At 60.4% G+C, this 12,075-nt stretch carries 12 protein-coding genes; 6 read left to right on the plus strand and 6 right to left on the minus strand.

Annotated features, from left to right (window positions below; genetic code table 11):
• The first annotated feature begins 50 nt into the window (after positions 1–50).
• Complete coding sequence (locus tag ABGM91_RS06455; RefSeq protein WP_354830633.1) at positions 51–1,646, plus strand: glycoside hydrolase family 27 protein; 1,596 nt, start codon at positions 51–53, stop codon at positions 1,644–1,646.
• 94 nt (positions 1,647–1,740) lie between these two features.
• Here ABGM91_RS06455 and ABGM91_RS06460 read toward each other — a convergent pair whose 3' ends face one another.
• Positions 1,741–1,965, minus strand: coding sequence for a hypothetical protein (locus ABGM91_RS06460; protein WP_012420228.1), 225 nt, complete (start codon positions 1,963–1,965; stop codon positions 1,741–1,743).
• Between the two features lie 197 nt (positions 1,966–2,162).
• On the minus strand, positions 2,163–2,426 hold the full coding sequence (rpmB, locus tag ABGM91_RS06465; RefSeq protein ID WP_354830646.1) for a 50S ribosomal protein L28: 264 nt from the start codon (positions 2,424–2,426) through the stop codon (positions 2,163–2,165).
• Positions 2,427–2,791: 365 nt separating this feature from the next.
• Between rpmB and ABGM91_RS06470 the strand changes: the two genes are divergently transcribed.
• On the plus strand, positions 2,792–3,793 hold the full coding sequence (locus ABGM91_RS06470) for a 2-enoyl thioester reductase domain-containing protein (RefSeq protein ID WP_354830648.1): 1,002 nt from the start codon (positions 2,792–2,794) through the stop codon (positions 3,791–3,793).
• Positions 3,793–4,332 carry a DUF3592 domain-containing protein gene (locus ABGM91_RS06475; protein WP_290565640.1) on the plus strand — a complete coding sequence of 180 codons (540 nt, stop codon included), beginning with the start codon at positions 3,793–3,795 and terminating at the stop codon, positions 4,330–4,332. The genes ABGM91_RS06470 and ABGM91_RS06475 overlap by 1 nt, the downstream gene beginning before the upstream one ends.
• Before the next feature lie 37 nt (positions 4,333–4,369).
• Here ABGM91_RS06475 and ruvX read toward each other — a convergent pair whose 3' ends face one another.
• From ruvX to ABGM91_RS06495, 4 genes are read right to left on the minus strand one after another with little or no spacing between them, the layout of a single operon-like run.
• Positions 4,370–4,795 (minus strand): Holliday junction resolvase RuvX, encoded by a 426-nt coding sequence (ruvX, locus tag ABGM91_RS06480; protein ID WP_290565639.1) that lies wholly within the window; start codon positions 4,793–4,795, stop codon positions 4,370–4,372.
• Complete coding sequence (locus ABGM91_RS06485) at positions 4,792–5,850, minus strand: mannose-1-phosphate guanylyltransferase (RefSeq protein WP_354830652.1); 1,059 nt, start codon at positions 5,848–5,850, stop codon at positions 4,792–4,794. The genes ruvX and ABGM91_RS06485 overlap by 4 nt, the downstream gene beginning before the upstream one ends.
• A gap of 31 nt (positions 5,851–5,881) precedes the next feature.
• A complete protein-coding gene (locus ABGM91_RS06490) occupies positions 5,882–6,598 on the minus strand; it encodes an isoprenyl transferase (RefSeq protein WP_290565637.1) in 717 nt (238 codons plus the stop codon).
• 22 nt (positions 6,599–6,620) lie between these two features.
• Positions 6,621–8,462 carry a DNA topoisomerase IV subunit B gene (locus ABGM91_RS06495; protein WP_354830655.1) on the minus strand — a complete coding sequence of 614 codons (1,842 nt, stop codon included), beginning with the start codon at positions 8,460–8,462 and terminating at the stop codon, positions 6,621–6,623.
• 125 nt (positions 8,463–8,587) lie between these two features.
• Between ABGM91_RS06495 and ispE the strand changes: the two genes are divergently transcribed.
• From ispE to ABGM91_RS06510, 3 genes are all read left to right on the plus strand, one after another.
• On the plus strand, positions 8,588–9,436 hold the full coding sequence (ispE, locus tag ABGM91_RS06500; protein WP_354830658.1) for a 4-(cytidine 5'-diphospho)-2-C-methyl-D-erythritol kinase: 849 nt from the start codon (positions 8,588–8,590) through the stop codon (positions 9,434–9,436).
• Positions 9,437–9,499: 63 nt separating this feature from the next.
• On the plus strand, positions 9,500–10,066 hold the full coding sequence (locus ABGM91_RS06505) for a hypothetical protein (protein WP_215427411.1): 567 nt from the start codon (positions 9,500–9,502) through the stop codon (positions 10,064–10,066).
• A gap of 15 nt (positions 10,067–10,081) precedes the next feature.
• Positions 10,082–12,067, plus strand: coding sequence for a helicase C-terminal domain-containing protein (locus ABGM91_RS06510; protein WP_354830661.1), 1,986 nt, complete (start codon positions 10,082–10,084; stop codon positions 12,065–12,067).
• Positions 12,068–12,075: the final 8 nt, after the last annotated feature.

A 12,075-nucleotide genomic window follows, 5' to 3' on the forward strand; every position in this document is an offset into this window, starting at 1 on the left:
GAAGGGCGGATGCGGCGTTGTTAGTAGACACTCCTGTCACACTGATGAAAATGTCCCCGTTATTTATTTCCGCCCTTATGGGCGCCGCCGTCTCCGCCGCTTTTGGCGCGGAATTTCCAAATCCCTACCCGGCGGCGGAATCCGGAGTGCGCCTGACGCCTGAAACGTCTCCCGCGCCTTCCATCAACGGAGCGCGCGTGTTCGGCGCCAGGCCCGGTTCCAGCGTGTTGTTCCAGGTTCCGGTTTCCGGAGAGAGGCCCATGAAGATTCAGGCGTCCGGCCTTCCTCCGGGATTGAAGATGACCCCGGGTGGTCTGATTACGGGGAAGGCCCCGGCAAAGAGGGGAGAATACAAGGTCGCGCTGAAGGCCGCCAACAGCCATGGGAAGGATTCCGGGGAATGGGTGCTGAAGGTGGGCGACGATCTTTGCCTGACGCCTCCCATGGGGTGGAGCAGCTGGTATTCCTACAGTGAGGCCGTGGGGCAGGACAACGTGCTCAAGACGGCGCGGCTGTTTGTGGAACTTGGATTGACCAACCATGGCTGGAGCTACATTAATATTGACGATTGCTGGCAGGGGGAGCGCGGAGGAAAGAATGGCGCCATCCAGCCCAACAAGCGTTTTCCGGACATGAAGGCCATGTGCAGCGCCATCCATGCCATGGGAATGAAAGCGGGCATTTATTCAAGCCCGTGGATGGGGACGTATGCCGGATTCATCGGCGGCAGCGCGCCCAACAAGAAAGGGGATTATACGGAACTGACCATTCCGAAAAAGGACCGCAAGCAGGAGAACCAGGTGTATGGCGGCTATCCCGGAGTGCATCAGAGGAAGGCGGACCGCACGGGCCCCGTGTGGTTCTTTGACCGGGACGCCAGGCAATGGGCTGACTGGGGCTTTGATTATGTAAAGGTGGACTGGAACCCCAACGACGTGCCCACGACGGAACGCATCCGCAAGGCACTGGACGCAAGCGGGCGGGACATCGTGCTGAGCCTGTCCAACGCCGCTCCGTATGAGCACGTGGAAGGGCTGGCCAAGCTGGCCAACCTGTGGCGGACTACAGGTGATATTGAGGACCACTGGGGCAGCGTCAGCAGGATAGGTTTTTCCCAGGAACGCTGGCAGAAGCACATGCGCCCCGGGCACTGGAATGATCCGGACATTCTTCAGATCGGGAAGCTGGGCAAGCCCAACAATGCCAATACCACGTTTGTGCAGACGCGGCTTTCTCCGGATGAGCAGTATACGCACGTGACTCTGTGGGCCCTGCTGTCCGCTCCGCTGATTATTTCCTGCGATCTGGAGAACATTGATTCGTTCACGATGGGCCTTCTTACGAATGACGAGGTGATTGCCGTGGACCAGGACCCGGCGGCCCGTCCGGCCCGCAAGGCATGGCACCGGGGGGATTTCCAGGTTTGGACGAAGGAGCTGTCCGACGGCTCCGTGGCGGCGGCCTTTTTCAATACGGGAGGCGCCAGGGGCGTTCTGAGCGTGAACCTGGGGGAACTTGGCCTGCCGGATACGTATGAGGTACGCGACCTGTGGAAGCGCGCCGACCAGGGCACGGTGAAGGGAAAAATGTCCGTGGAGCTTAACAGCCACGGAGCCGCCATGTTCCGGTTCATCAAAAAGAACTGATGAGCGGGATCAGGATTAAAAAAGAACCGTTCCGGGATAACCGGAACGGTTTTTAAAAGGAGTTGATGTGACTTGCCTTTACCTCCTGGCGGACTTACGCGGCAATGCCGAAGTGCTGCTGGATGGAGGCGAAAATCTTGTCGCGGCGGGCGCGGGCTTTTTCGATGTCACGGGTCTTCAGGGAGAATCTCAGGCGTTCAGCCGTTGAGTCAGGCTTGTGAACCGTAACGTGGCACCACCATACCCCCCTGTTGTTCCACAGGTGGTGGTTGGGGTTGTCATCATTAATTCTCAGAGCGATTTTGGTTTGGGCTTTCATCTGTGTGATCTTTTCCAGTAGTGGACTCTTTATCTACGTCCTTTGGTATATTAATATTTCAATAAAACCTTCAACTTGGAGGTGCCTCACTTAAGCAGATGATCCCTTGTCTTTTTGGACATCTTTTCTTTCAGTTGCTCACCTCGTTGAAGCCTTAGAGTTCAAGTGGTGTAACAACGTTCAAAAAAAGAATCTTTTTACAGGAGACCTACCTTTTTAAGAGTATTGTAAGCACCGTTCTTGTTAATCGTACGCAGCGCCTTGGCAGAAATCTTCATTTTAACGAACTGGCCCAGTTCAGGAACCCAGATGCGTTTTTCCTGGAGATTGGGGAAAACGGTACGATTGACAGTCTTAGTGACGTGACGACCAATACCGCCCTTTTTCTTGGCAAGACCGGAGCGATGGATACGACGACCTTTGTGAGGCGTGGTGCCTCGGATGATACAAATTCGGGACATGGCAATCGAAGTTATTGTTAATACGAGAGAGATAATCTAGCGTATTTTCGCCTAAGGTCAAGAATAACCGGATAAAAGACTCGGAATTTGTTTGGGCGGCGTTCGGAAGAAGGCCGGAGAACACATCCGGCTCCCGGAGAGCGGCCGGGACCGGGGCAGGGAGGTAATTTGGGGGTGGAATCCGGCGGCCGGGCGCGTTCCCGCGATGTTAAAATGTCCTCCTGGAACATCATTTCAGTCAGAGCCTTCCGGCCTTTTACCGAAGGAGGAATCCTGGGATGGTCCCGGTTTCCCCGGAAGCGGTATGGCTGCGTAAAACGTATCCCGCGCTTGCACGGAGGGATGCTCCGTGAGAGATTATGACCATGAATGAAAATCATTATGCAGAGTTTTCCGAGTGCAGTATGAAGCCCCAGGATGTGCTGGAGTACGTTTCCGGCCCCATGCCGGTTCCGGCGGAAGGGGAGGTGCTGGTCCGGATGAAGGCCGCTCCCATTAATCCGGCGGACATCAACTTTGTGCAGGGCGTGTACGGCGTGAAGCCCGTACTGCCCCATTCACGCGCCGGGCTGGAAGGCTGCGGAGTGGTGGAAGAGTCCCGTGCAGAGGGTTTCCGCAAGGGGGATGAGGTGATTCTGCTGAGGGGCGTAGGTTCCTGGAGCGAGTATGTGGCGGTTCCCGCCGTGAATGTGATGAAGCTTCCCGTGAAGGTGGATCCGGTCCAGGCCGCCATGCTGAAGGTGAATCCCCTGACGGCCCTGCGCATGCTGGAGGGGTTCGTTTCCCTGGTGCCGGGAGACTGGGTGGTGCAGAACGCCGCCAATTCCGGCGTGGGCAGGTGCATTATCCAGCTGGCGCGCGAGATGGGCGTCAAGACGGTGAATTTTGTGAGGAGGCCGGATGAATTGAGGGATGAGCTGACCGCCCTGGGCGCCGACCTGGTGGTGGGAGAGGATGACGAGGACGTGGTGAAGAAGACGCTGGCACGCCTGGACGGGAAGAGGCCCGTGCTGGCTTCCAACGCCGTGGGCGGGGAAAGCGCCCTGCGCCTGATGGACATGCTGGCCCCCGGCGGCAGCATGGTGACGTACGGCGCCATGAGCAGGAAGAGCATCAAGGTGCCGAACGGTTTCCTGATTTTCAAGGGAATCAGGCTGGAAGGCCTGTGGGTGACGCAGTGGCTCAAGAATGCCCCCGTTCCGGAGATTGAGGCCGCTTACGACAAGCTGGCGCGGCTGATGGCGGACGGCAGGCTGAAGCAGGCCGTGGATACCGTTTATCCGCTGAACGACGTCCGGCAGGCCGTAGAGAAGGCCCAGGAGGAGTTCCGCAGCGGCAAGGTGGTGCTGAGCATGGACAACGCCTGATGACCGGAGCGGAAGAACGGTTGTTTTCCCGTACTGCGGAGCGCTGGAGGGATTTTTTCAGCGTTCCCTGGTTTGGGTGGTACTGGTTGCTGGCATGGGTCATGGCGGTTCTGAGCCTCTATTCCATCTGGCAGGCCTGTAATTTTTTCCTGGAAAAGAACCTGTTTGCACGGGAGGGGTTGTGCACAACAGGGGAGGTTCGGAAAATTACGGAGGATAAGGTGAGACTTTGGCCCCGTTCGCGGTCTGTCTCCAGCTCCTCTCTGCCTGTCTGGGCCCCGGAGGTGTGGTTCCTGACGCAGACCGGGGAAGGGGAAGTCACGTTCCAGTCTCCTGCCTTCCTTTTCTGGTCCGCGTATTCCAGAGGGGATGCGGTGAAGGTATGCTATCAGCCGGGACATCCGCAGGACGCCCGTGTGGCGGACGGCTTCATCTGGTGGCCGGAAACGCGCCGGGCCCTGTGGCTGACGGCGTTTCTGCTTGCCGGGGGAACGGTCCTGCTGAGGAAGAGAGAGGTGCGGAGCTCCGTCGGCGCATAGAGCGGGAATTGCGCCGCGGCGTGCGCCGTTTGCCGTTTCAGCCCAGCGTGGAGTCAAGCCATGTGCTGAGGATTTCCACGGCGGCCACCTGGTCAATGATGGGGCGGAAGCTTTTTTGCTTTTTCCCGGCGGCGTGCAGTTTTTCCTGGGCGATGACGGTCGTGAGGCATTCATCCATGAATACCATCGGCAGGCCGGGAAGTGCGGCAGCCAGTTCCTTGCCGAAGGCGCGCACCTTGGCGGCGGCGGTTCCTTCCGTGCCGTCCATGCGCACGGGGATGCCCAGCACCAGGGTACGGATTCCCCGCTCCTGGACGAGCTGGACGATGCGGGTGACGCCGTCCGTCTTGTGCCTGTGGATGGTTTCCACGGGGTGGGCCATGATGCCCACGGGGTCCGTGGCGGCTATGCCGATGCGGGCTTCTCCGTAGTCAATGCCCAGGGCCGGATGCTGCGGGGTCATCTGAGTTCGTCCGGAAGCTGGTTGACGATTTTTTTAATTTCGTCCGCCTTGTTTTTATCCGCAATGAGGATGGCGTCCGCCGTCTCCACCACGATCAGGTTTTCCACGCCCAGCAGGGCCACGTGCTTGTCCCCCCGCTGGGAGAAGACGATGTTTCCGGAGGCGTCCTGCACGGTGAGGTCCGTGTTGGCGGTGTTCCGGCTGTGGTCTTCTAGGTAGTTGGAGACGGAGATCCATGAGCCTACGTCATCCCAGTCAAAGGTGGCTTCAAAGTTCAGTACCCGGTCCGCGTTTTCCATCAGCGCGAAGTCAATGGAGATGGGCGTGAGTTCCGGAAATTCCTCCCGGAGGGTTTCCTGCTTGTCCGGGGATTCCGCGATGTGCTCCACGAAGGAGGCCAGCTCCGGGCAGTGCTTGTCAAGCTGTTCGCACACGGTGGGAATGCTCCAGACGAACATGCCGGCATTCCAGCAGAAGTTTCCCTGGGCCAGGTAGGCGGCGGCCGTAGCCGTGTCCGGCTTTTCCCGGAACTGGACGACTTCCCGGCAGGAGCATCCCGGAGCGGAGGCGATTTCCTCCCCGCGTTCAATGTAGCCGTAGGAAGGGCACGGCCAGGTGGGCTTGATGCCCACGGTGACAAGGGCCTTTTCCCGGGCCGCCGTGTTCATGGCGGCTTTCATCAGGGAGCGGAAGGCCGCCTGGTCCTGAATGAGCTGGTCCGAGGGGATGACGAGCATGACCCCGTGCGGGTCCGCCGCCTTGATGAGGCCGATGCCCAGGGCAATGGCGGGGGCGGTGTCCCGGCGCACGGGCTCGGAGATGATGTTGCTTGCGGGAACGTCCGGGGCCTGCCGGCGCACTTCCGCTTCCTGAAGGTGGTTGGTCAGGATGAAGATGTTCTGCCGGGGCACCAGGCCGTCCAGCCTGTCGATGGCCTGGCGGAGCAGGGTTCCTTCTCCGAACATGTTCAGGAGCTGCTTGGGGCGGTGGTCCCGTGAAAGCGGCCAGAAACGGGTGCCGCTTCCGCCTGCCAGAATGAGAGCGTATTGGTTCATGGCGATTCCGTAAGGATGGTTTTTAAAGTGGTCAGAGGGCGCCGAAGCGGCGCTTTCTGCGGGAATAGTCCAGCAGGGCGGCTTCCATGTCCCGGTCGCTGAAGTCCGGCCACAGCGTGTCCGTCACATAGAGTTCCGAATAGCTGATCTGCCAGAGCAGGAAGTTGGAGACGCGCATTTCACCGGAGGTGCGGATGAGCAGGTCCGGTTCCGGCATGCCGGCGGTTTCCAGGTGCTGGTTGAAGAGGTCTTCCGTGACTTGGTCCGGGTGGATTTCCCCCCGCGCGGCTTTTTCCGCAATTTTCCTGGCGGCGGCGGTAATTTCCGCCCTGCTGCCGTAGGAGAGAGCCAGAACCAGGTTGAGCCGGGTGTTTTCCCGGGTGGCGTCCATGCTGGATTGAAGCAGCTTCTGGGTGCGTTTGGGGAGGCGGGAGATGTCTCCGATGGCGCGGAGGCGCACGCCTTTTTCCTGCATCTGGCCGAGGCGTTTTTTCAGGAACTCATGCAGGAGGACCATCAGGGCGTGAACTTCCATTTTCGGGCGGTTCCAGTTTTCCGAGGAGAATGCGTACAGGGTCAGCCAGGGGATGCCGTGGTCAATGCAGAAGTCCACGCAGTGTTCCACAGTATCCGCTCCCGCACGGTGCCCCGCCTGGCGGGGCAGATGGCGGCTGTGAGCCCAGCGCCCGTTGCCGTCCATGATGCAGGCGATATGGACCGGCAGTTTTTCCTTGGGAATGGTAAGCATAGATAGATGTGGCTCCGCTACTCTAGTCCATGACCGGGTCCAGTTCAACACGCAAGTTTTTCAGGATGTATTCCTGTCTTTCCCGCGTATTTTTCCCCATGTAGAAGGAAAGGAGGTCTTTCACCTTGTGGGAATCTTCCAGGCGCACGCGGTCCAGGCGGATTCCCTCCCCGATGAAGGCTTTGAATTCCTGGGGGGAAATTTCCCCAAGGCCCTTGAAACGGGTAATTTCCGGGTTTTTGCCCAGCAGGGCGATGGCCGCTTCCCGCTCCGCGTCCGAGTAGCAGTAAATGGTCTTCTGCTTGTTGCGCACGCGGAAGAGGGGCGTCTGGAGGATGAAGAGGTGCCCCTCCCGGATCAGTTCCGGGAAGAACTGGATGAAGAAGGTCATCAGCAGGATGCGGATGTGCATGCCGTCGTCATCGGCGTCCGTGGCGATGACCACCTTGTCATAGCGCAGGTCTTCCAGCCCGTTTTCAATGTTCAGGGCATGCTGGAGGAAGTTGAATTCCTCGTTTTCATAGACGACCTTGCGGCTCATGCCGAAGGAGTTCAGGGGCTTGCCCCGCAGGGAGAAGACCGCCTGGATTTCCGCGTCGCGCGCCGTGGTGATGGAGCCGGAGGCGGAGATGCCTTCCGTAATGAACAGGGTGGTTTCCCCGGCGCGGGCGTGTTTGGAGTTGTAGTGCACGCGGCAGTCCCGGAGGTTCTTGTTGTGGATTTTTGCCTTGCGGGCGTTTTCACGCGCCAGCTTCTGGATGCCGGAGAGCTCCTTGCGGTCACGTTCGGAGTCCTTGATCTTGGCTTCCAGCGCCCTGGCCGTTTCCGGATTCTTGTGCAGGTAGTTGTCCAGCTCCTTGGCAATGAAGTTGCCTACGAAGGTGCGGATGGTTTCCCCCTCCGGGCTGATGGTGTTGGACCCCAGCTTGGTCTTGGTCTGGGATTCAAAGACGGGTTCCTTCACCTTGATGGAGATGGCGGCCACGAGGGAGGAGCGGATGTCCCCGGCCTCATAGTTCTTTTTGTAAAAGTCCCTCAGGGTTTTGACGATGGCCTCCCGGAAGGCCGCCTGGTGCGTGCCCCCCTGCGTGGTGTGCTGCCCGTTGACAAAGGAGTAGTGCTCTTCCCCGTACTGGCCGCCATGGGTGAAGGCCACCTCGATGTCATGCCCTTCCAGGTGGATGATGGGGTACAGCGGTTCCTCGCTCATGGCCTCCGTGAGAAGGTCCAGCAGGCCGTTTTTGGAGACATAGCGGCGGCCGTTGTAGTGCAGGGCCAGCCCCTTGTTGAGGTAGGAGTAGTACCGGCACATTTTTTCAATGTATTCCGGCCGGAACTGCGTGTTTACCGGGAAAATGTCCGCGTCCGCATGAAACGCCGTGCGCGTGCCGTTGGGTTCCTCCGTGGCGCCGTCCTTCCGCCCCTTGGGGATTTCCTTCCCGCGGCAGAACTGGTAGGAGCGGGTTTCCCCGTCCCGGTAGGCCTGGATTTCAAAAAAGTCGGAAAGGGCGTTGACCGCCTTGATGCCCACGCCGTTGAGACCCACGGATTTTTTGAAGGCGTCGCTGTCGTACTTGGCGCCGGTATTGATCTTGGCGGCGCAGTCCAGCAGTTTGCCCAGGGGGATGCCGCGGCCGAAGTCGCGCACCTCGCACAGGCCGTCCGGAGTCACGTCAATGGTGATTTTTTTGCCGTAGCCCATGACGAATTCGTCAATCGAGTTGTCGATGACTTCCTTCAGCAGGACGTAAATGCCGTCGTCCGGAGAGGTGCCGTCGCCCAGTTTGCCGATGTACATCCCCGGACGCATGCGGATATGCTCCCTCCAGTCCAGGGTTTTAATGCTGTTTTCGTCGTAAGCCATGTGCAGCGGGGTCGCAACTATTATAGCGGAGCCCCCGGAATTTGCGAAGAAAAAATGCGTGTCCGCCCATTTGCGCCCAATGGGGGCTTGACCCGGAGGCCGTCCCTTGGTGGAATCCATGACGTATGATCAGTCGCAGCGCTCCGTGCAAGGTGAACGTTTTCCTCCGCGTTCTGGGAAAGAGGCCGGACGGTTTCCATGAAGTGGATACCGTGATGGTTCCCCTGGAATTGTGCGACGTGCTGGAGTTTTCCCCGGCGGACGCCCTGGAAATGAGCTGCGACGCTCCGGGCGTTCCGCTGGATGAAAGCAACCTGGTCATGAAGGCGGGGCGCCTGATGGAGCGGGAGCTGGGGCGGCCCATGCCGTGGCATGTGCATCTGGTCAAGAACGTGCCCCATGGCGCGGGGCTGGGCGGCGGCAGCAGTGACGCCGCATGCGTGTTGCGCGCCCTGAATGAGCTGGAACACGGGGGCTTGCCGCCGGAACGCCTGGCGGAACTGGCCGGGGAGATCGGTTCCGACGTGGGATTTTTCATTTACGGCGCGGCGTGCCGCTGCACCGGGCGCGGGGAGAAGGTGGAACCCCTGCCGGAATGGGGAGAATGGCAGCCCCAGGTAGTGCTGCTGAAACCGTCCTTCGGCGTTTCCACACCGGACGCTTACCGCCGCTGGGCAGGTTCAAGGGAACTGCCGGGCATACCTTACGGGGAGCAGAGGGTGGACGGCCATGTGCTGGTGAACGATCTGGAAAGGCCCGTGTTTGAGAAGCATCTGTTTCTGGCGGAAATGAAGAGCTGGCTGCTGGAAAGGCCCGGTGTGCGCGGCGCCATGATGTCCGGCTCCGGCTCCACCATGTTCGCCGTGGCGGAGGACGCGGAAGCGGCCCGCAGGCTGATGGAGGATGCCGCCCAGGAGCTGGACCCCACCCTGTGGATGTGGTCCGGCCGCGTGATGCAGCGGGGCGCCCGGTAAAAACATGTTGCCGCAGGCGGCGTTGCCTTGACGGCGGGGGAGGCATGCCGTTACACTCCTGCCATGATGAAGAGTTTGTTTGCAGGCGTGGCCCTCGTGGCCGCGTGCGCCGTCCAGGCCGGGGAATATGGAGCCAGCGCGGTCCAGGCCGCCCGCGAGCTTTCCGGAGCGGTGAAGACGGGCGACATGATGTGGATGATTGAGAAGATGTATGCGCCCATGAAGAAGCAGCTCGTTTCTTCCTTCCCCGGCGGGGAGGCCGCTTTCATGACCACCATGAGGGAAAAGATGCAGGCTGCCGCCGCCGTGATGAAAGAGCGCGGCATGGTGGTGGAGACGTATGAAATCGGCAATCCCACGGCGGAACACCTGGTGAAGAACGGGGACGAGGTGCTGGTGGTGCTCCCCACCCGGATGGTCATTTCGATGAAGCGCCCGGACGGGATGCCCGTGAAGATGGAGAATACCGGCGTTCTGGTGCTGGTGAAGGATTTGAAGGACAAGGGCCCCTGGACGTTCATCGACGCCTCCAGGATGAATGCGAATGCCCTGCGTTCCATGTTTTATGACCTGCCGGAAAAGGTGAACCTGCCTCCGGTTTCCTCCCGCCAGCTTCCCGTGGGCCAGTAGGGAACGCATTCCCGTATGAATGGCGCCGGGGCAGATGAAGGGGAAGGCGTTAGCGCCTTTGAGGCTTATGTCCACCGGGCATTTGCCCCGGACGGCCTGTTTTCCCGCGCCAGGGATTTTGAATACCGGGCGGAGCAGCAGAGCATGGCCCTGGCCGTGGCCAGGGCGCTCCAGGTGGACGCCCCGCTGCTGGTGGAAGCCGGCACGGGCGTGGGCAAGTCCCTGGGCTACCTGCTGCCTGCGGTGAAGTTTGCGCTGGATTTTGACCGGAAAGCGGTCATTTCCACACACACGATCAACCTTCAGGAGCAGTTGTTCAACAAGGATATTCCTTTGCTCCGGGCCGCCCTGGGGATTGATTTTTCCGCCGCCCTGCTGAAGGGCAGGCAGAATTACCTGTGCCACACGCGCCTGCGGCGCGCGCTGTCCCAGATGGATTCCCTGTTTACGCAGGGAGAAGCCGCGGAGCTGACGCGGATCCAGGACTGGGCGCTGAGAACGCAGGACGGCACCCTGAGCGACATGACGTTCCGCCCCTCCCCCAAGGTGTGGGCCATGGTGTGCAGTGAACCGCATGCGTGCAGCATGCGCCATTGCGGCCCCTCCTGCCCGTACCAGGTGGCCCGCAAGAGGGTGCTGGAGGCCAAGGTGGTGGTGCTGAACCATACCCTGTTTTTCGGCCTGATGGCCCAGGCGGAGGACTCCGAGGAGGCGGGGTTCGTTTTTCCCGGTGATTTCGTGGTTCTGGATGAGGCCCACATGATTGAGAACATCGCCGCCAAGCAGCTGGGCGTGCAGTTGTCCCAGCCGCATTTGAATTATGAACTGCTGCGCATGTTTAATCCTCGCACGCGCAAGGGGCTGCTGAAACCGCTGAATAATGCGGCCCTGTTCCAGTGCGTGCAGGAGGTGATTGACGCGTCGGACCTGTTCTTCCAGAACGCGCGGGATGACCTGGGATTTGCGGGTTCCGGAAAGATTGTCCGCATTCTCCAGCCGGAGTGGTCCCAGGACATTCTTTCCCTCCCTCTGGCGGAGCTGGTGGGGGAACTGAAGCGGGAAGCCGCAAAGCAGGAGGAGAACACGGCCGTGAAGGATGAACTGGCGGACATGGCCGCCCGGATGGAGGAGGCGCAGGCCTCCCTGAAGGTGCTGATGGACATGACGGAGGAGGGGCACGTGTACTGGGCGGAGCGGTCCGGCCCGGAAGGCAGGAGCATGAGCGTGTGCTCCGCTCCCGTGGAGGTGGGGGATATTCTGAGGGAGCGCCTGTTTTCCGCCGGGCGTTCCGCCATTCTGACCTCCGCCACGCTGGGGACGGGGGATGCGGACATGAGTTACTTTGCGGGGCGCGTGGGGGCGGAAAGCGTCCGGAAGCTCCAAATAGGCAGCCCGTTTAATTACCGGGAGCAGATGCGCCTGATCGTGGCCCGCTCCATGCCGGAGCCGGACCAGCCGGAGTACGCGGAAGTGCTGCCGGAGTGGATTAAAAGGTATCTGGCGGAGTCCCGCGGCAGGGCCTTCGTGCTGTTCACCAGCTACCGCCTGATGGTGCAGGTGGCGGAGAAGGTGCGCCCGTTCTGTGAGGAACAGGGTTGGACGCTGTACGTGCAGGGGCAGGACATGCAGCGGCACGCCATGCTGGAGGCGTTCCGGAAGGATGTGAACAGCGTGCTCTTCGGCACGGACAGTTTCTGGACCGGGGTGGACGTGCCGGGAGAGGCCCTTTCCAACGTGATCGTGACGCGCCTGCCGTTTGAGGTGCCGGACCACCCGCTGGTGGAATCCCGCTTTGAGAGCATCAGGGCGCGGGGAGGCAATCCGTTTTACGAGTATTCCGTGCCCGTGGCCATTCTGAAGCTGCGGCAGGGGGTGGGGCGCCTGATCCGCACGAAAAGCGATTCCGGCATGGTGGTGATCCTGGACCCCCGCGTAGCCACCAAGAGGTACGGGGCGCGGTTCATCAAGTCCCTGCCGGATGCCCGGCTGGAATTCGTGTAAGGCTTTTC

It is taken from the genome of Akkermansia muciniphila, from assembly GCF_040616545.1.
GTDB lineage: Bacteria > Verrucomicrobiota > Verrucomicrobiia > Verrucomicrobiales > Akkermansiaceae > Akkermansia > Akkermansia muciniphila_E.